Raw genomic sequence first — 18,825 nt, forward strand, 5'->3', positions numbered from 1 at the left:
CGCCGCGCCGCCTAGCGATAGTGCAGGGCGATCAGCTCGGCGACGCACGCGGGGCGCTTGCCGCCCTCGATCTCGATCACGAGATGATAGTTCACGCGCAAGCCATCCGGCGGCACGTCTTCCGCTTCCGCGACCGTAACGCGGCCGCGCAGCCTTGAACCCGCCGGAACCGGCGCAAGATACCGTATCCTGTCCGCCCCGTAGTTCAGGGTGTTGCGCAGACCTTTCAGCCCGATCACCGATCGAATGAAGAGCGGCGCGAGCGCGAGCGACAACAGTCCGTGAGCGATGGTGGTGCCGCCTGGCAACTCCTTCTTCGCGCGCGCCTGGTCGATATGGATCCACTGCTCGTCGCAGGTCGCTTCCGCGAACTGGTTGATACGTTGCTGCGAGACTTCGACCCAGTCGCTTGTGCCGATCTCGGTGCCGAGAGCGGATTTGATCTCGTTGAAGTCGCTGAATATCCGCATGCTCGTTACCTTGTCAGATCCTCATTTCGGGGACCGTATCGGGAATGACGAGCTCGGCATCCGTTACGGCGATGACCTCGGCGATGCTGACACTCGGCGCGGTTTCCAGCAGGGTCGCTTTACCCTCCGGGAAGGCGATGACGGCCATGTCAGTCACGACCAAACTTACCGGCCTTGTCGACGTCAGCGGCAGGGTACATTTGGCGACGATCTTCGATTTGCCCTTAGCAGCATGCTGCATGGCGACGATAACCCGCTTGGCGCCGCTGACGAGGTCCATTGCCCCGCCCATGCCCGGCACCATCTTGCCGGGGATCATCCAGTTGGCGAGATGTCCATGCGCGTCGACCTGCAGGCCGCCGAGGACCGTCACATCGACATGGCCGCCGCGGATCAATCCGAAGGATATCGCGCTGTCGAAGGTGCTGGCACCCGGCAGAGCGCTGATCGGGCGTCCGCCCGCGTCTGTCAGAAGCGGATGAGCCATGCCTTGCTCCGGCACCGGTCCTGTACCGATCAATCCGTTTTCCGACTGAAAGAACACCGTAAGCTCCGGTGGAACGTAGTTGGCGACCAGCGTTGGAATGCCGATCCCCAGGTTCACGAGATCGCCGGTATGGAGCTCCCGCGCGACGCGCCGGGCGATGATCGTCTGTGCATCCATGGTTCACCTGTTTGTAATCAGGTAATCGACGAGCGGCGCCGGGGTCATGACGTGATCGGGTGCGATGACGCCCACGGGCACGATGTGCTCCGCCGTTACGATCACGGTGTCGGCCGCCATCGCCATCACCGGGTTGAAATTGCGTGCGGTCAGCGCGTAGGTGAGGTTGCCGAGGTAATCGGCCAGAAAGGCGTGGACCAAAGCAAATTGCGCCCGCAGCGCAGTCTCGAGCAGAAACGTCGTTCCGTTTACCTCGATCTGGCGCTTGCCTTCGGCCACCGAGGTGCCGACGCCGGTTGGCGTGAGTACGCCTCCGAGACCGCAACCACCCGCGCGAATGCGTTCGACGAAGGTCCCTTGGGGTACGAGGTCGACGGCGAGCTGATCGGCCAGCATCTGCTGCTGCGCCTTCGGATTGAGGCCGATGTGGCTTGCGGTGAGGCGCGAGACGAGTGTCGCATCGAACAGTTTGCCAACGCCTTTGCCGGGTACCGCAGCGTCGTTGCTGATCAGCGAAAGACGGCTCTTTTGTTGCCTGACGACCTCGTCAAGCAGGCGCTCCGGCGTTCCGACGCCCATGAACCCGCCGACCATGATGCTCGCCCCGGCCGGGATCATCGCAACGGCTTCTTCGACGGAAACTGCCCTCATGATTGAAACTCCAGTCGATCAATGAAAGGGCGGAAGTAGCAGCGATGATGAGGAGGGCCGTCGCCACATCTTTGATCTGCGTCAAGGCTTTCCGCTATTCCGCGCAGGGAATGGTAATGTCGACGCCTTTGAGCGCTTGCGCCCATAACGGGCGAATCTGCCACAAGGCGGCGGGTGTCTCTACCTCAAAGAGTTGAAGTCAGTTCCAAGGCCGGCAGAGGCGCTTGATGGCCCTTACCGGTCCCTCCAGCAAGAGAAAGCGATGGCGCTTCAATTCCTGATCGGCTTCGTCGTCAGCGTGATCAACATTATGATCCATGCGCTGGTGACAGTCGGTGCGGTCGGCATTGCCCGCTCCGCGGGATTGCGGCACCGCGAGCGGCCGAGATTGCACTTGATGACCGTGATGGTTGGAACTGCGGCGGCCCTGATGGTGGCGCACACGCTGGAGGTCTTTGTTTGGGCGCTAGCCTATTCGCTCGTCGGTGCGGCCCCTGCCGACAGCGATCTGCTCTATTTCGCCTTCGTAAATTACACCACCCTCGGTTACGGAGATATCACGCCTGTACAAGCCTGGCGACTGACCGGGCCGATGACCGCAATGAACGGTATCCTGATGTTCGGCTGGTCAACCGCGGTTCTGTTCGAGGTGCTCCGCAAGACGCTCGAGCGCTTCGCGTCGATCGGCGCTCCCGGTTTCAGTTCTGCAGATCGAGGGTAGCGAGCTGCCGTCGATTCAGAAGGACAATCTGGCGCTGATTGCTGCCGATGAATCCGATGATGCCGTGTTCATGCAGCCGCGATAGTGCACGAGACACCGTTTCCAGTGTCAGCCCCAGATAGTCGGCAATGTCGCGCCGCGACATCGGCAGTGGCATGACGCCTGCCGCCGTAAGTCGTCGGTCCATCTCGATCAGGAAGGCGGCGACGCGCTCCAGAGAAGTCTTGCGACCGAGCAGCAGCATGTGGTTCTCCGCATGCTGCAGATTGTCCGTGGTCATGCTGAGCAGGTTCCGCGAGACCATGGCATCGCTCTCCGCCACCATCTCGAGGCTCCGCCGTTTGATCAGGCGAACCGTGGTGCTCACGATCGCCTCTGCCGTAAACCGATGCTCGTTTCCGTTTTCCAGTCCGAAGATGTCGCCGACGAGGTGGAATGCGCCGATCTGGCGACGGCCGTCCGAAAGCAGCTTGTAGCTTCGCACTGCGCCCGTCTTGACCTGATAGACGTAGTCCGCAGGCTCCGTTTCCCCGTAGATTTCGGTACCTTTCTTGTAGGTAAATTCGTTTAAACTTACTTTTGGATTTGAATCACTCGTTATTCCGAGTTCGCCGAGAGAGGTGGGACGGGGGGTCGGATCGGTCGTGATACGGACAAACATGACCAACTCCTGTACGGTAACCCGTTATTGGGCGTGGTCGGCCTTCTGAATATTTTGTGGGAAGGTATGCGCTCCGTTGGGGTAGCTAATCTTCTGCGAAGGCAACATTTTTTACTATTGTCTGAAGGTTCATTGTACCAAAGGACAGGTCTATAATACGGCGCCAGAGAAGACAGCTCTCGGGACGGATACCGTCCCCTGGTCTTGGCGTTTGAATGTTCTGCTATGCCAACGTTTTTGGGCAGTAGTGTTTGATCAGATCGATTGCTCGCCGCCGCAAGGATGCAGCATGCGCTGGAGACGATCGCGATGGATGTGGGCCCCAACCCCTCAGGTGGGAGCGAGATGTCAGTTCGAGTGACGGCTAGGAGGGGACATTGCCTGGCCTTGTTTACGTGGTGGATGACGATGCTTCGTTTCGGACAGCGATTGCACGCCGGCTGAAATTTGCTGGCTATGACGTCGAAACATACGCATCGGCCCAACAACTGCTCGATCGTCTGCCGGCTTCTGAAAAGCCCGGATGCATCCTGCTTGACGTGAAATTGCCCGGACTGAACGGGCTGGAGTTGCAAAGCCGCCTCATCGAGCTCCGGTCGATCCTGCCGATCGTCTTCGTCACCGGCCATGCCGACACCCCGACGATCGTACAGGCAATCAAGGCAGGCGCCGAGGATTTCCTGACCAAGCCGGCATCATCAGAGCAACTGCTCGCAGCGATCGAGCGCGCCTTGGCGCGCTATGAGTTGGCACGCAGCCAACGAGGCGCGCTAGATACGGCTCTTGCTCATCTTGCGACACTGACGCCGCGTGAGCGACAGGTCTTCGATTCGATCGTGCGCGGCAAGATCAACAAGGAAATTGCCAGGGAACTGGGAACGACCGAGCGCACGGTGAAAGCGCATCGTCATGAAGTGATGGAAAAGATGCAGGTGCACTCGCTCGCGGAACTGGTCTCGAGCGCGGAACGGCTCGGCCTTATCGGTCGCAACGAAAGTTTAGGCAGCTAGCCGGCGTGCAGCGAAATCCTGGCGCAATTGTCGCCTCATTCGTCGATGTCCTGTTCGAACGTCTGCGCTGGCGCTCCCTGATGGGCCGGCGCAAACTGACCAAGCGGCAGCGACGTGGAGAGCGTCAACAGGCTCGAATCCACGAATTCTAGTCGCAGCGTCTGACCCGAAGCCATTTCCTTGACCATCTTTGGATCTGCCATGCTGCCCGCGATGCAGGCATTGGTGAGGCACCAGGTATAAGGCACGAGATGGGGCTCGCCTTGGTCGATCGTAAGCTTGACCGGCGTCGGCAGATACATGCCGACGGGGGAGAACACCTGCAGCCGTGCAGTGGCGTCGCCTTCACGCTCGACGATATCGACGCGGACCGCCACCTGGCCGGTCGCGAACGTGCCGGTAATCGAAATCCGACAGATCATTTTTGCGCCGCCTGGCTTGAAGCACAGTTTTTTCCAGCCTCCATAAGCGATGTCCTTTACCTCTCGCTGCCCGCGGGGCGCAATTTCGGTGTCCGCAGGTTTCGGCGCGGCGGTCGGGTCTGGTTGTGACGCAGCAGGCCGGTGAGATGCCAGGCTCGCGACAGCAGCCAACAATAGGGCCACGAAGGTGGGGATCGCACAATTGCTTCCGCGGTGCGGTTCGATGCGATGTGAGCGTGACATGGGTGGCCTCCAAGCGTGGCGTTACCTATCCCTGTTCGTCGAGAAACTTCGTCACGAGCGGCGACCAGATCGGTATGGCATCGTGAGAGCCGATAAAGAAATGTCCATCGTTACCGAATGGCGGCACCAAATGGTACTCGGCCTTGCCGCCAGCTGCGGTAAAGGCCTCGTGCATGCGTTTGGACAGGGTAGGGCCGAAGAAGGTATCGTTCTCGATGTAGATCCACAGCATCGGCACCCGCGATGTGCGGCCGAACTCACCGGTCACTTCCACCAGTTTGTCCGGCGCGCAATTGTTGTTCGGCTTGCCGTCTACACGTCCGCCACGGCCGGCGGCGAAGGTGATGATTGCCTTGACCTGGGGCGGGTTCAGGCTTGAAAGCGCGATCGAGGCCCAACCGCCGGCGGATTGCCCGACCACAATGACGCCGTTCGGCACGATGCGCTTCTCGGCGATCATGTAGTCGATGATCCAGAGGTCAACCTGCGCAACCGCAAGGCCAGGAGCGCGGAAATTGGGATTGCTGCACTTTCCGACTTTCGAGAAGAACGGGCCGTAGAGTCCATGCTCGGGTATGTCGATGGCCGCGGCGCCGTAGCCGGTGCCGACGGGGGCCACCACGAGGTAGCCGCGTTTGGCAAACCACTTGGCGGCATCGCGAAACTCCACAAGAGGAAAAAAGCTGCGGCCGGTCGGGGTCATTGAAACGCCATGGTTCATGATCACGAGCGGGAACGGCCCATCGCCGACCGGCCGCACCAGGTAGGCGAACATCGGAAGCGGCAGCGGCAGCGCCCAGATCTCTTCCTGGATAGGGCGCGACGTGGCCTGATCGTCCGCACGCGATGGCGTGATCAGATTTGCGAAAAGCAGCAGTAACGTAGCGAGGCCCCGGAAGCTCTGCTGACACATGTCACGACTCCCTCGATGTGGCGACCTGCGCAAATCTAACCAACGAGGCAACGCTGGAGATGGCCTGCCTGACAGTGTCCATGGTCGCATTCCCCCGGCGCATCTATCGATCGTGCATCAATTTGAATCCCGGAATTCGTCGAAAGCTTGATCCAGATCAATTCGCGTCGGGCTCGAGGTGTCGCCTATGATCACCGGCAATCTGCGCCAGGCGACTGAGGGAGTGTTCGCCGTGGTCTCCGGGCAACTCGGCTCGCTTCACCGCCCCGGCATCCTTGCAGCATTGTGCGTCGCTTTTGGTATTGGGGCGGCTGTCGGCGCCTACGCAATGAAGCTTATCCCGGACCTCGCGATTGGCCTGCCCGTGCTGGTGCTGCTGGTCGTCCTGTTTCGCTGCGAGACACTCAATGAGGGGCGCCTATGAAGTCGCGCTCGTTTCCGCGAACGGGCTGGACACGGATTTTTCCGCCGTTGACCTGGCTTGCTGAATACAGGAGGGCTTGGTTACGCCATGATGCGATCGCCGGCGTGACGCTCGCCGCCTATGCGATCCCGGTGTCACTGGCCTATGCGGGCCTTGCCGGGTTGCCGCCCCAGGTCGGCATTTACGGCTACATGCTTGGCGGCTTGGGCTACGCTCTCCTTGGATCGTCCCGCCAGCTTGCGGTCGGCCCAACCTCCGCAATCTCGCTCATGATCGCCGGCAGCGTCGGGGCGCTCGCCGGAGGGGACGCGATGCGCTTCGCACAGATCGCGAGCCTTTCGGCATTCGCGGTGGCGCTGCTTTGCCTGATCGCCTGGCTTTTCAAGCTCAGCATTCTCGTCCGTCTGGTCAGCGACAGCATTCTCGTCGGCTTCAAGGCGGGGGCCGGACTCACAATCATCATGAGCCAGTTGCCGAGCCTGTTCGGCGTGGCCGGTGGTGGCCACAACTTCTTCGACCGGGCCATCAGGCTTGCAGGGCAGGTCGGCGACACCAATCTGCTCGTATTGGCAATTGGAGTTGCAGCGATCCTGCTCCTGCTCCTCGGTGAACGGTTTTTATCGGGCAGGCCGGTCGGGCTCGCCGTGGTGGCGCTGTCAATCCTGATGGCAACCGTGTTCGCCCTTCCGGCACTGGGCGTACCTGTTACCGGAAACATCCCGGAAGGATTGCCGGCTTTCGAGGTGCCCACTTTCGGGATGCTGGAATTCCAGGAGTTGTTTCCAATAGCGGCCGGATGCCTGCTGCTGGCCTATATAGAAGGTGTTTCGGCGGCCCGGAGCTTTGCCGCAAAGCATGGATACAACCTTGATGTCCGGCAGGAATTTCTGGGGCTGGGGGCCGCCAACCTCGCGGTTGCGTTTGGCCACGGCTATCCCGTGGCCGGCGGATTGTCGCAATCCGCCGTCAACGACACGGCGGGAGCGCGCACGCCCCTGGCATTGGTGTTTTGCTCGTCTGCCCTCGCACTCTGCTTGCTTTTCTTTACGGGATTGCTGACCAACCTTCCCAAGGCGGTGTTGGCTGGCATTGTCTTTGTTGCCGTTTACAGACTGGTCGACATCCGCGCGCTGCTTCGCATGTGGACAGTAAGCCGCATCGACTTCTATGCCGCGGTTATCGCGCTGGTGTCCGTGCTGCTGCTCGGGATCCTCCAAGGTGTGCTGCTCGCCGCCCTTGCATCCATCTTCCTGCTGCTTGGGCGGGCGTCGCAGCCCAACATCGCGTTTCTCGGGCGACTTCCTGGATCGGGCCGCTATTCCGACAGCGCCAGGCATGAGGGTGTGGAGCCGCTGGTTGGTGTCATCGCGTTCCGCCCTGAAGCCTCGCTGCTCTACATCAATGCCGAGACGATTCTGGAGACGGTTTTGAGGGCGCTGCGAAAATCGTCTGACGTCAGGATGGTTGCCTGCGATCTTTCGGCATCCCCCTACATCGATCTGGCCGGGGCACGGATGCTGCTCGATCTCCATGACGAGCTGGCGTCGCGTCACGTAGCGTTCTGCATCGTCGGTGCCCATGCGCAGTTGCGTGACCTGTTGCGGGCGGAAGGGCTGGCGGAGAAGACGGACAGCAGCGAATGGCTCCGCACACTCGACAGTGTGCTGGGCGAGAGCAATGCCAGCGAACGATCCGGTCTCCGTGAGGGACGGTCGCCTGGACCGTGAAGCGCGGCATTCGTCGCAGCTTGGCGAGTTCGAGTCGAGGGAGTGCGCCCCTTGACTTGGATCAAGGGAGTGGGCGGGCAGTGGGTAAATGTCCAGCGACGCCAGTCCCGTATAGACCGGATCGATCCGTTCTCTCCCTCTCGGTCCGTTCGAAGCTGCTGGCTTTCGGAGCGTGACACTTCAGAGGAATAAACGCATGAAAAAGTTTGGCATAAGCGTCGCCCTGGTTGCCTTGCTCGTGGGCGCGACTGGTACCAGTACGCCATCCCGAGCTGAAACCGGCCAGGTCGCGGTCGTCTTCACCAAAGGCGGGTTCATCGTCGGAGTCGGAGGCGGCGAGGGTGTGCTCGTGCTCCGAGGCAAGCGCTATCCGTTCACCGTATCCGGCATGAGCGTCGGCTTCACCATCGGAGCCTCGACCACCAAGCTTGTCGGACGGGCCCTCAATCTGAAGGGACCGGCTTCGATCGAAGGCTCGTATGGCGCTGTCGGAGCAGGTGGCGCCGTTGCGGCTGGCGCCGGAGGTGTTCAATTGCAGAATGCCAACGGCGTCATCCTGCAGCTGAGCGGCCCGAAGGTCGGCGCCGAAGTATCGGCTGCAGTTGGCGGGGTAACGATACGTTTGAAATAGAGCCGAACCGGTCGGGCCGCGCAATTGCGCAGCCCAATCTGTTCAGTAGCGCTCTGCCACGAAAGTCATCTCGCTCGAGCCAGCCTGGTCGTCATAGCGTCCTTTGCCGGAACGCTTCGGCAGTTTGACGTTTTCCTTTTGCACGCGCTTGTGCGGGATCAGATCCATCGGGCTCAGCTTCCATTGCCGCAGCGGATCGTTAATTCTGGCCTTGAAGCGGCGCTCCTGCTCGTCCATTCCGACCTTGAGTCAGAGCTTGATCAGGATGACGCCGCCCTCGATGATGTACTTCTCCATCTGGGGACAGAGCAAAAGGAATCGCTCGTGCCGGCGCGGTTGTACCAGCCGCGGTCGAAGATCACGATCTCGCCTGCAGCCGGAAAATGCTGCATGTAGCGCTGAAGAAACAGTTGCGTCTTCTCGCGATCCGACGGCGCCGGCAAGGCGGCCACGCGAAACACGCGTGGACTGACCGTTTCCGTGATCGCCTTGATCGTGCCGCCCTTGCCAGCGGCGTCCCGGCCCTCGAACAGGATAATGACCCGAAGCTTGTTTTCTTTCACCCATTCCTGGAGATGGCGAAGCTCGACCTGGAGCTTTCCCAGTTCTTTTTCATAGTCCTTGCGTTTCATTCCTTCCGTGTGTCCGTCGGCGGACGTGGTCACCGTTCCGTTGTTTCAAGCCAGATCCGCCCGAACTGCCCTCAGTCTCCCCAGGCAATGGTGATGGCGACGTCGCCTGGAACACCTCCCGAGTAATCGATGATCTGGTAGCTGATGCGATAGCCGCGCGGTTTCAGGTAGTCGGTCCAGAGCTGGAATATTTCCTTCGGAATCCCCGTCAGTGTATTCTCCCAGCCCGGCTCCTGCTGATTGATGGCGCGGCCCTTGTCGGTGCACAGCGTGTTGGGGAACCGATAGACCTGCACTTCCGTCAATCCGTTTCGCACCGCCCGCTGGATAACGGCCGAGGCGAGCTGGATCTTTTCTTCCTCGGATTTGCCCGACGGACGGCTCAGCCGCTCGATCAGGACGCGTTTTTCGGTTTCGGCGGCAGCGGCAAGGCGCGCGTATTGTTCTGCCTTTTCGGCCTCCTTGAGGGCGGCTTCCGTCCGGATCTGTTTCACGCTGGGAATGAGATTATCGATGCTGCCAGGCATGATTGATGGCTCCTGAGTGGGTGTTCTGCCTCTGCGTTGCCAAAGCTAGGTGACGGCGACGTCGTTCCCTTGATCCAAATCAAGCAATTCGCATCGGGGAGGCCCGCACTGTTTCGCGCGGTCTGCGCGAACGGCCAGTTCCGGCTTGGGAGAGGGCGTTGAGCGGTCACTGACAGGGGCTCGAGAGAAATCCAATGACTGTGCTTCGAAACCTGGCCCTCGCGGCGGCAGTCTCACTCTGCTCTGCCTTGCTACCACCGCATCGGGCGAATGCGTTCGAGCTCACCGGTGCATGGGCCACGAGTGCGGACCAATGCGCCAAGGTGTTCACCCGCAAGGGACGCGCAAACAGGGTGAGTTTCACGAATTTCTCCGGCGTGTACGGTGGCGGCTTCATCGCCGAATCCGATCGCCTGAAAGGCAAGCTTGAAAATTGCCTGATCAAGTCGAGGAAGGAGGATGGTCAAACCATCAACCTGGTGGTCGCTTGCGCCTCAGGCATCATGCTTTCAAACGTCCAGTTCTTCCTGAAGGTGATCGATGACAACACCATCTCCCGGGAGTTTCCAGGCATGGAAGGAATGGATGTGAAGTATCACCGCTGCCAGATCTAGCCGCAGGAGCTTGCTATTGCTCCTCCTGCGTGCAGATCGGAGGACGCCTGCGGTCGGGTCACGACGCGCTGTTAACGTCGTCCGACCCGGCTGAGGGGTTGGCTGCAGTGTCGCTCGCGCTGGGAATGTGCTCGAATGCAGCCGTTCGAACTGCCGGGGTAGGTGGATGAGCGCACGCGTCCCGACCGCAGCGATCAACCCGGGCTGGCCAGTCCTGGCCGTCCGTCTCTGCGTCTGCCTGTTGGTCCTGGCAGCCATGCTGCCCGGACCGGCAAGCGGCGAGCCGCGCGGCGAACCCAAACGTGTGCTGATGCTGCACTCGTTCGGGCGCGACTTTCTGCCGTGGAGCGCATTTGCCCGCACCATCCGGACCGAGCTCGAGCAGCAATCGCCGTGGCCACTGGAGCTTCAGGAGCACAATCTACTGTCGGCACGGGTCAACAACCCGGGACCGGAAGCGCCGTTTGTCGACTATCTGCGGTCACTTTACTCCGGCCGTCCGCCGGACATCGTGGTGAGCATTGGCGCACCTGCGGCCCGGTTTGTTCAGAAATATCGGGCACAGCTTTTCCCTGAAACGCCCATGGTGCTGACGGCGGTCGAGCAGCGACTGGTGAACCGAACGGACCTGACCGACAACGACACCGTGATCGCGGTCTACAACGATTTCTCAGCCTTTTTCGACAGCATTCTTCAGGTCCTGCCGGACACGCAGACGATTGCCGTGGTCATAGGCGCCTCGCCCCTGGAGAAATTCTGGCTCGAGGAGGTAAAGAGGGAAGGCAAGCCCTTCGAAAGCCGGGTCGCATTCGTCTGGTATGCCGATCTCTCCTTTGCGGAAATACTCAAGCGGGCGTCGATGCTCCCGCCACATACTGTTCTGTTCTGGGGCTTGATGTCGATCGATGGTGCAGGTGTCGCCCATGAGGGCGATCTCGCCTTGCGCAACCTTCGTGCGATCGCCAACGCCCCGATCTTTTCTTTCCAGGAAGCCTATTTCGGCCGAGATACCGTCGGCGGCCCGATGCATTCAATCAACGAATCGAGCGAAAGAACCGTCAATGCCGCCATCCGCATTCTCGGTGGCGGGAAACCAGCCGATATCAAGGTGCAGCCGATCGGATTTGCATCGCCAAAGTACGACTGGCGGGAGATGCAGCGCTGGGGCATCAGCGAGAGCAACCTGCCCCCGGGGAGTGAAATCTTGTTTCGTGAGCCCGGCATATGGGAGAGATATAGTTGGCAGCTGTCGCTGATTGCGTGCGTAATCCTGATCCAGGGAGGGTTGATCGGCGGATTGCTCCGTGAACGGAGTCGCCGCCGTTTCGCCGAAGTCGAATCGCGTCAACGCCTGGCGGAGCTTGCACACCTCAACCGCTATTCGGCTGTCGGCGAACTGACGACTTCGATCGCGCATGAGATAAATCAGCCGCTTGGCTCCATCCTTACCAACGCCGAGACGGCCGAACTCATGCTGAAGAGCTCTTCACCGAATCTCGATGAAGTCAGGGAAATTCTCGTTGACATCAAGCGTGACGATCAGCGCGCCAGTGAAGTGATACGTCGCCTACGCAGCGTGCTGAAGAAAACACCTTTTGAAATGCGAGATATCGAGCTGAACGAGACGGTACGGCAAGTGATCGGATTTGTCGCAGCCATGGCCCACGGCCGCGATATCGCACTGAAGTGCTGCACGGCCTCGGCGGGCCTGCACGTCAAGGGCGATGCTGTTCAGCTGCAGCAGGTTTTTCTGAATCTGATGATCAATGCGATGGATGCGATATCCGAAGTGGAGGCGAAGAAGCGCGAAGTTTGCGTAACCACGAGCCTTTCGGGCGCCAGTGCGGAAATCAGGATTAGCGACACCGGCGCCGGTATCGCGACCGGCGATCTCAAGAAGGTCTTCGATCCGTTTTTCACGACAAAGCCGCAAGGCATGGGCATGGGACTTGCGATCGCCCGCACCATCGTCGAAGCGCATCACGGACAGATTTCTGCGGAAAATCAGCCGCTCGGCGGCGCGCTTTTCACAATCAGGCTTCCGATCGCTCGCGATCGATCAACGTCGGCCTGATATACGCCCGCCACGCTGCTCTTGCGGCGCAGCAAGGCGGTACCGCAGGTTCCTTGATCTTTATCAAAGAACGACCTCGCCTCGGACCGATTCTTGCCGCGATGAGCCCAAGGAGGGGCGTGATGTTCCGCTGCGGCAAGACCCTTATCGCACTCGCGTTGCTAATCGCGAATCCTGTCGCCGTCTCCGCTCAAACGACCGACAATCCGCCTGCTCCGAGTAGTTCGGCGCAACCGACCAGCCAACAGCCGCCGAGTGCGGAACTGCTGAAGCCCGAACAACTCGAGGCGCTGGTTGCGCCGATTGCACTCTATCCCGACGAGTTGCTGGCAAATGTGCTGGCGGCATCGACCTATCCGCTAGAGGTGGTACAGGCCGATCGTTGGCTCAAGGAACACAAAATCTTGAAAGGCGATGCGTTGAAGAAGGAGGTCGAGAAGCAGTCGTGGGACAATAGCGTCAAGGCGCTCACGAGCACCGCGGACGTCATTTCGATGATGAGCGATAAGGTCGACTGGACCAAGAACCTCGGCGATGCCGTGCTCGTGCAGCAGCCGGATGTGATGGATGCGATCCAGCGCCTCCGCTCCAAGGCCTATGACAACAAGAAGCTGGTCACCACCAAGCAACAGAAGGTCAGCGTTCAAACCCAGGAAAACAAGCAGGCGATCGTCATCGAGCAGGCCGATCCCAATACGATGTACGTGCCGTACTACGATCCGGCGACCGTTTATGGAGCCTGGCCTTATGCGGAATATCCACCCTATTACTTCGGGTACCCGTCCTATATCGGCGCCGGAGTGATCGCGGCCGGTCTCGCCTTCGGTACAGCCTGGGCGATCGGACGCTGGGGCAATTACTGGGGCGGTGGATTCAACTGGGGCAACCGCAACGTCTACGTCAACCACTTCAACAGGACGACCAACATCGGGAACAATTGGCAGCACAACCCGGCGCATCGCCAGGGCGTGCGATACAACAACGCGAACGTTCAGCAGCGCTTCGGTAACAACAACCTGAAGGCGGGCGCCTCCAATCGGATGGATTTCCGCGGCCGCGACGGACAGCAGGTGCTTCGTCCAGGGCAGGATCGGCCGGGCGCTGGCGATCGGGCAGGTGATCGCGTCGGCGACCGGGCGGGGGACCGTGGTGGCGATCGTGTCGGGGATCGCGGCGGCAATCGGCCGAGCACGGCGGATCGTGCCAAAGCCGGCGGCGGAGATCGTGCCAAGGCGGCCAAGGGTGGCGGCGATCGCGCGAAGGCCGCCAATCGCGGAGGTGGCGGTGGCCGCGGCTCGGCCATGAATGTGTCGTCGGGCAGGGCTGCTGCGGCGCAATCGGCCCGTGGCCGGGCAAGTATGGCGAGCATGGGCCCGCACGGCGGCGGTCCGAGCTTCGCCGGGCGGGGCGGCGGCGGTGCGGCATTTGCCGGTGGAGGAGGTGGCTTCCGCGGCGGCGGAGGTGGCGGCGGCTTCCGTGGTGGTGGTGGCGGCGGCGGAAGGCGCTCCGACATCGAACTGAAGCATGATGTCGTCCTGCTCGGTCATCTCGCTAATGGTCTCGGCTATTACCGCTTCAGCTATCTCGGCAGCAGCAAGCCCTATGTCGGCGTCATCGCGCAGGAAGTGCAGACCGTGGCGCCAGAGGCCGTGACCCGCGGTCCGGACGGCTATCTCCGCGTCCGCTACGAACAGCTGGGATTAAAACTGCGCTCCTACACCGACTGGCTTGGTAGCGGCGCAAAGATTCCGACTCCAGCGGAGGTCTTGCCATGATCATGCTTAAACCGCTCGGTCGCGCGGCTTTGGTGGGCATCGCTGCAATCGTGGCAGTGGCGCTGTTGACCACTTCTGTGTCCCGGGCGCAGCAGGCCTATCCCTCGCCGGAGGATGCCGCGGCGGCGCTGGCTGCCGCAGTCAAGACCGGGACGAGGAGCGCGATACTCAAAGTCCTCGGCAAAGACGGGAAAGACATTGTCGAGTCCGGTGATGACGTTGCCGATGCTGAGATGCGCCAGCGGTTCCTGTCCGCCTATGACGCCAAACATTCCATCAAGGCCGAGGGAAACAAGAAGGCTACGCTCGTCCTCGGCGCGGACGATTTTCCATTCCCGATTCCCTTGGTGAACAACAGGACGGGCTGGGAGTTCGACCCGGCTGCGGGGCGTATCGAAATTCTGTATCGTCGCATCGGACGCAATGAACTGGACGCGATTCAAACCTCGCTGGCTTACGTGGATGCGCAGAACGAATATGCCGAAAAGGATCGCACCGGCGAGGGGGTAGGGGTCTACGCACAACACATCGTCAGTAGCCCGGGCAAGAAGGATGGGCTGTTCTGGCGCGACGATCGCGAGCCGAGCCCGCTGGGCGAATTGGCGGCGCAGGCCTCTGCCGAAGGGTACAAGGTCGGAGAGCAGGCGGCACCCTACCACGGCTATTATTATCGAATTTTGAAGGGCCAGGGATCCAACGCGCCGGGTGGAGCTTTGAACTACGTCGTCAAGGGGAAAATGATCGGCGGCTTCGCGCTGATCGCATACCCCGCCGAGTACGGAAATTCCGGCGTCATGACCTTCATGGTCAATCATGCCGGTACCGTCTACCAGAAGGATCTCGGAACACGTACCGATAGCATCGCCAAGCGCGTTTACTTGTTCGACCCGGATCAGACCTGGAAGAAGGTGGATGTGGCGGCTCCTTAAGCGCAGGAAAGCTGAAGCGATGTCATGGTTGGTTCGGATCGCTGTGGTCGCGCTTTTCGCCGCTGTTCTTCCGGCGACATCGCTCGCGCAGGCGCCCGGCTATGTTCGCGTCAAGCTTCTCAAGGCGGGCTTGATGGTGGGCGCCGGTGGCGGCAGCGGCGTCCTGACGTACCGCGGTCGCGACTATCCGTTCCGAGTATCCGGTCTCAGCCTGGGTGTAACGGCTGGAGCATCGGTCAGCCGGTTGGAAGGATGGGCTTCGGGCATTAGGCAGGTCAGCGACTTCGCCGGTACCTATAGCTCCGTCGGTGGCGGGGGCACCTTCGTCGGTGGATTCGGAGGCGTTCAGTTAGGGAATGAGAAGGGCGTAAAGATCGCCCTGCAAGGACCCCGGGCAGGGATGGAGTTCGCCGCGAACCTCAGCGAGGTCAGGATTTCACTGAAATGAGTTCACTCAGCCGCCGTCGGGGAGTCCCGTTCTTGCTACGATCTTTCATTTGCTTGACCTAGATCAAAGGTGGAGGTGCCAGCGCTCCGATGGTCAGGCCACGCGCCGAATTGCGACGCTGCACATCGCGGGCGCCCAACCAATCAGTCTAAGCGGTGGGAGAAGCACCATGAAGGCAAGCGCAGCCCTGAGGAAGGAAGCTGATGCCGGAGATTGCTGGAACGGTTTTCGGCCTGGAGACTGGCTCAGCTCCATCAACGTTCGCGACTTCATCGTCCGCAACGTGACGCCCTACACAGGCGACGAAGCTTTTCTCGCCGGACCGTCGCAGCGCACCAAGGCCGTCTGGGCGAAATTGCAGCCGTATTTCACCGAGGAAAGAAAAAAGGGAGTGCTTGCGGTAGATGCTCAAACTCCCTCGACATTGCTTGCCCACAAGGCCGGCTATATCGATCGTGACAACGAAATCGTCGTGGGTCTTCAGACCGACCAGCCTTTCAAGCGGGCGATTTTTCCCTTCGGTGGGTTGCGGATGGTCGAGGCGGGCCTCAAGGCCGCGGGCTTCGAGCCCGACCCGGCTGTCCACAAGGCTTTCACGAACTACCGAAAATCGCATAACGACGGCGTCTTCGACGCCTATACGCCCGAGATCATGAATTGCCGACGGTCCGGGATTATCACGGGCCTGCCGGATGCTTATGGCCGCGGCCGCATTATCGGGGACTACCGGCGGGTAGCTCTTTACGGGATCGATCGGCTTCTCGAGGCCAAGCGTGCCGAGCGTAAACAGATCGACGGCATGTGGCCGAGCGATGACATCATTCGGCTGCGCGAAGAACTATCCGACCAGATGCGCGCGCTCGAGGACCTTGCTTCGATGGCGAAGCTATACGGCCACGACATATCGAAGCCCGCCCACAATGCCCAGGAAGCATTCCAATGGACCTACTTTGCCTATCTGGGGGCGATCAAGGAGGCCAATGGGGCGGCAATGTCCATCGGACGCATATCGAGCTTCCTGGACATCTACATCGAACGGGACCTGAAGGCGGGCGTTCTCGACGAAGGCAGAGCTCAGGAACTCTGGGATCAGCTGGTTCAGAAGCTCCGTATCGTTCGTTTCCTGCGTACGCCCGACTACGACGCGCTATTCAGCGGAGACCCCTATTGGGCGACCGAGTGTGTCGGCGGTATGGATCTGGACGGGCGCACGCTGGTGACCAAGAGCAGCTATCGCATGTTGCACACGCTTTCAAATCTTGGCCCGGCACCCGAACCGAACATTACGGTTCTCTGGTCCAGCCATATGCCCACAACATTCAAGCGCTATTGCGCCAAGGTCAGCCGCGATACGTCATCCCTTCAGTACGAGAACGACGATCTGATGCGTCCGTTCTGGGGTGACGATTACGGCATTGCCTGCTGCGTTTCAGCGATGCGCCTGGGCAAGCAGATGCAGTTTTTCGGCGCCCGCGTAAACCTGGCGAAGGCGCTGCTGTACGCGATCAATGGCGGCCGCGACGAGGTCTCAGGCGAGCAGGTCGCCCCCGAAACGCTGCCGGTCGCGGGCGACTTCCTCGACTACGACGACGTGATGGCCAAGTTCGATACCACCATGGAGTGGCTGGCACGCACATACGTGCACGCGATGAACTGCATCCACTACATGCACGACAAGTACTTCTACGAACGCCTGGAGATGGCGCTTCACGATCGCGACATTCTCAGAACCATGGCATTCGGCATCGCCGGCCTCTCGGTGGTGGCCGACAGCCTCAGCGCGATCAAGTACGGAAAGATCCGCGTCGCCCGCGATGAGAAAGGATTGGTGGTTGACTACCAGAACGAGGGGAACAAGGCGACGCCGCAGTTCGGCAACAACGATGACCGCGTCGATCAAATCGCGTCGGACATCGTCACCAGCTTCATGGGGAAGATACGAAAGCACCCCACCTACCGCAACGCGACGCACACACAGAGCGTGCTCACCATCACTTCGAACGTGGTGTACGGCAAGGCTACGGGAAACACCCCCGATGGCCGCCGCAAGGGCGAGCCGTTCGGGCCGGGCGCAAATCCGATGCACGGCCGGGACAGCCATGGCTGGCTCGCCTCCTGCCTGTCCGTTGCCAAGCTTCCTTACAAGGACGCACAGGACGGCATCAGCTACACGGTCTCCGTCGCTCCACAGAAGGCGCACCTGTCCGAGACTCAGTTGATCGATGAAGCCGTCAAGGCGTTCGACGTCTATTTCGATCGTGGCGGGTTCCACATGAACCTGAACGTGATCGACAAGGACACGCTCGAGGACGCCATGAAGAACCCGGACAAGTACCCGCAGCTCACCATTCGAGTCTCGGGCTACGCCGTCAACTTCGTTCGTCTGACGCCGGAGCAGCAGCGAGATGTGATCAGCCGCACTTTCCACGGCCAGATCTGAATCGAGGTGCACCATGTCGACGGTGCAGACACTTGAACCCGGAAGCCGTCATGACCTCCGGGTAGGGATTTCACCCGACGCGCCCGACGAAAGCCAGTTCAAGGACGAGAAGGGCGCGTTCGGATATTGCCATTCCTACGAAACCTCGTCCCGATACGACGGGCCGGGGCTGCGCGTGGTGCTGTTCGTCTCCGGCTGCCTCTTGCGCTGCACGTACTGCCACAATCCGGATACCTGGCATCTGAAGGACGGGACCTACGTTTCGGCCGATCACGTGCTCCGTCGGCTGGGCGATTTCGCGCCCGCCCTTCGCTCGCTCGGCGGGGGCCTGACCATTTCCGGCGGCGAGGCGATGGTCCAGTTGGCGTTCACGCGGCGGATATTCGCCGGCGCGAAAGCAATGGGCCTGCACACGGCCATCCAGACCTCCGGATTTCTGGGCGATCGCGTCGATGAAGAATACCTGTCGAACATTGACCTCGTCCTGCTCGACATCAAGAGTTCGGATCCCGAGACGTACCGACGGGTGACGGGCCGCGATCTCGCGCCGACGCTGCGCTTCGCCGAGCGGCTGGCTTCGCTGTCGAAGCCGACGTGGATCCGCTTCACGCTCGTCCCCGGAGAGACCGACGATCCCGCCAACGTCGAGGGCATCGCCCGGTTCGTCGCGCCGATGAAGAACGTTGAATGGGTCGAGGTGCAGCCGTTCCACCAGATGGGCGCCTTCAAGTGGAAGGCGATGGGGCTCGACTACAAGCTTCTCGATACTCCGACGGCCGGCCGGGAGCTGGTGGATCGGGTGATCGGGCAATTCCGCGCGGCAGGCTGCCGGGTGCGCTGACGACAGAC

At 60.8% G+C, this 18,825-nt stretch carries 19 protein-coding genes and 1 pseudogene; 12 read left to right on the forward strand and 8 right to left on the reverse strand.

Translation table 11 applies throughout. The features are described 5' to 3' along the window. Nucleotides 1–11: 11 nt before the first annotated feature. The 3 genes from JQ600_RS23235 to JQ600_RS23245 are packed head-to-tail and all read right to left on the reverse strand — an operon-like array spanning nucleotide 12 to nucleotide 1,785. Nucleotides 12–470 (reverse strand): MaoC family dehydratase, encoded by a 459-nt coding sequence (locus tag JQ600_RS23235; protein ID WP_212262852.1) that lies wholly within the window; start codon nucleotides 468–470, stop codon nucleotides 12–14. 13 nt (nucleotides 471–483) lie between these two features. Next, nucleotides 484–1,134: a 3-oxoacid CoA-transferase subunit B gene (locus JQ600_RS23240; protein WP_212262853.1), complete on the reverse strand. Its 651-nt coding sequence runs from the start codon at nucleotides 1,132–1,134 to the stop codon at nucleotides 484–486. Between the two features lie 3 nt (nucleotides 1,135–1,137). Next, nucleotides 1,138–1,785: a CoA transferase subunit A gene (locus tag JQ600_RS23245; RefSeq protein WP_212262854.1), complete on the reverse strand. Its 648-nt coding sequence runs from the start codon at nucleotides 1,783–1,785 to the stop codon at nucleotides 1,138–1,140. A gap of 262 nt (nucleotides 1,786–2,047) precedes the next feature. Between JQ600_RS23245 and JQ600_RS23250 the strand changes: the two genes are divergently transcribed. Then, complete coding sequence (locus JQ600_RS23250; RefSeq protein WP_212390606.1) at nucleotides 2,048–2,506, forward strand: potassium channel family protein; 459 nt, start codon at nucleotides 2,048–2,050, stop codon at nucleotides 2,504–2,506. On the opposite strand, the gene JQ600_RS23255 is transcribed toward JQ600_RS23250, so the two are convergent. Further along, entirely contained in the window at nucleotides 2,484–3,167 is a 684-nt protein-coding gene (locus JQ600_RS23255) for a helix-turn-helix domain-containing protein (RefSeq protein ID WP_212262856.1), read from the reverse strand. The genes JQ600_RS23250 and JQ600_RS23255 overlap by 23 nt on opposite strands. Nucleotides 3,168–3,544: 377 nt before the next feature. On the opposite strand from JQ600_RS23255, the gene JQ600_RS23260 reads away from it, so the two are divergent. Next, on the forward strand, nucleotides 3,545–4,177 hold the full coding sequence (locus JQ600_RS23260) for a response regulator transcription factor (protein WP_212465491.1): 633 nt from the start codon (nucleotides 3,545–3,547) through the stop codon (nucleotides 4,175–4,177). 35 nt (nucleotides 4,178–4,212) lie between these two features. Here JQ600_RS23260 and JQ600_RS23265 read toward each other — a convergent pair whose 3' ends face one another. Together JQ600_RS23265 and JQ600_RS23270 are read right to left on the reverse strand one after the other, a co-directional pair. Further along, nucleotides 4,213–4,770, reverse strand: a complete 558-nt coding sequence (locus tag JQ600_RS23265) for an invasion associated locus B family protein (protein WP_249136034.1) — start codon at nucleotides 4,768–4,770, stop codon at nucleotides 4,213–4,215. A gap of 97 nt (nucleotides 4,771–4,867) precedes the next feature. Further along, nucleotides 4,868–5,755, reverse strand: a complete 888-nt coding sequence (locus tag JQ600_RS23270) for a S9 family peptidase (protein WP_212390619.1) — start codon at nucleotides 5,753–5,755, stop codon at nucleotides 4,868–4,870. Between the two features lie 187 nt (nucleotides 5,756–5,942). Between JQ600_RS23270 and JQ600_RS23275 the strand changes: the two genes are divergently transcribed. The 3 genes from JQ600_RS23275 to JQ600_RS23285 all read left to right on the forward strand — a co-directional run bounded on the left by JQ600_RS23275 (nucleotide 5,943) and on the right by JQ600_RS23285 (nucleotide 8,537). Further along, the gene (locus tag JQ600_RS23275) at nucleotides 5,943–6,179 is read left to right on the forward strand and encodes a DUF1275 family protein (protein WP_212390608.1); all 237 of its coding nucleotides are present in this window, start codon (nucleotides 5,943–5,945) and stop codon (nucleotides 6,177–6,179) included. Then, entirely contained in the window at nucleotides 6,176–7,906 is a 1,731-nt protein-coding gene (locus JQ600_RS23280; protein ID WP_212390609.1) for a SulP family inorganic anion transporter, read from the forward strand. Before JQ600_RS23275 ends, JQ600_RS23280 begins: the two co-directional genes overlap by 4 nt. 196 nt (nucleotides 7,907–8,102) lie before the next feature. After that, nucleotides 8,103–8,537: a hypothetical protein gene (locus JQ600_RS23285; protein ID WP_212262862.1), complete on the forward strand. Its 435-nt coding sequence runs from the start codon at nucleotides 8,103–8,105 to the stop codon at nucleotides 8,535–8,537. 42 nt (nucleotides 8,538–8,579) lie between these two features. On the opposite strand, the pseudogene JQ600_RS23290 reads toward JQ600_RS23285, so the two are convergent. Then, nucleotides 8,580–9,169 (reverse strand): annotated as a pseudogene (locus JQ600_RS23290) (polyphosphate kinase 2). A gap of 71 nt (nucleotides 9,170–9,240) precedes the next feature. After that, the gene (locus JQ600_RS23295; protein ID WP_212262863.1) at nucleotides 9,241–9,696 is read right to left on the reverse strand and encodes a hypothetical protein; all 456 of its coding nucleotides are present in this window, start codon (nucleotides 9,694–9,696) and stop codon (nucleotides 9,241–9,243) included. Between the two features lie 194 nt (nucleotides 9,697–9,890). On the opposite strand from JQ600_RS23295, the gene JQ600_RS23300 reads away from it, so the two are divergent. From JQ600_RS23300 to pflA, 7 genes are all read left to right on the forward strand, one after another. After that, nucleotides 9,891–10,310: a hypothetical protein gene (locus tag JQ600_RS23300; RefSeq protein WP_212262864.1), complete on the forward strand. Its 420-nt coding sequence runs from the start codon at nucleotides 9,891–9,893 to the stop codon at nucleotides 10,308–10,310. Between the two features lie 166 nt (nucleotides 10,311–10,476). Continuing rightward, entirely contained in the window at nucleotides 10,477–12,384 is a 1,908-nt protein-coding gene (locus tag JQ600_RS23305; RefSeq protein WP_212490112.1) for a HAMP domain-containing sensor histidine kinase, read from the forward strand. 122 nt (nucleotides 12,385–12,506) lie between these two features. Next, nucleotides 12,507–14,159 (forward strand): DUF3300 domain-containing protein, encoded by a 1,653-nt coding sequence (locus JQ600_RS23310; RefSeq protein ID WP_212390610.1) that lies wholly within the window; start codon nucleotides 12,507–12,509, stop codon nucleotides 14,157–14,159. Next, nucleotides 14,156–15,088: a DUF2950 domain-containing protein gene (locus JQ600_RS23315; RefSeq protein WP_212262867.1), complete on the forward strand. Its 933-nt coding sequence runs from the start codon at nucleotides 14,156–14,158 to the stop codon at nucleotides 15,086–15,088. Before JQ600_RS23310 ends, JQ600_RS23315 begins: the two co-directional genes overlap by 4 nt. A gap of 19 nt (nucleotides 15,089–15,107) precedes the next feature. Next, nucleotides 15,108–15,536 carry a hypothetical protein gene (locus tag JQ600_RS23320; RefSeq protein ID WP_249136035.1) on the forward strand — a complete coding sequence of 143 codons (429 nt, stop codon included), beginning with the start codon at nucleotides 15,108–15,110 and terminating at the stop codon, nucleotides 15,534–15,536. Between the two features lie 169 nt (nucleotides 15,537–15,705). Then, a complete protein-coding gene (gene pflB, locus JQ600_RS23325; protein WP_212390611.1) occupies nucleotides 15,706–17,976 on the forward strand; it encodes a formate C-acetyltransferase in 2,271 nt (756 codons plus the stop codon). A 13-nt stretch (nucleotides 17,977–17,989) separates the two neighbouring features. Then, nucleotides 17,990–18,817 (forward strand): pyruvate formate-lyase-activating protein, encoded by an 828-nt coding sequence (gene pflA / locus JQ600_RS23330; protein WP_212390612.1) that lies wholly within the window; start codon nucleotides 17,990–17,992, stop codon nucleotides 18,815–18,817. Nucleotides 18,818–18,825 lie beyond the last annotated feature (8 nt).

It is taken from the genome of Bradyrhizobium sp. AUGA SZCCT0176, from assembly GCF_018130145.1.
GTDB lineage: Bacteria > Pseudomonadota > Alphaproteobacteria > Rhizobiales > Xanthobacteraceae > Bradyrhizobium.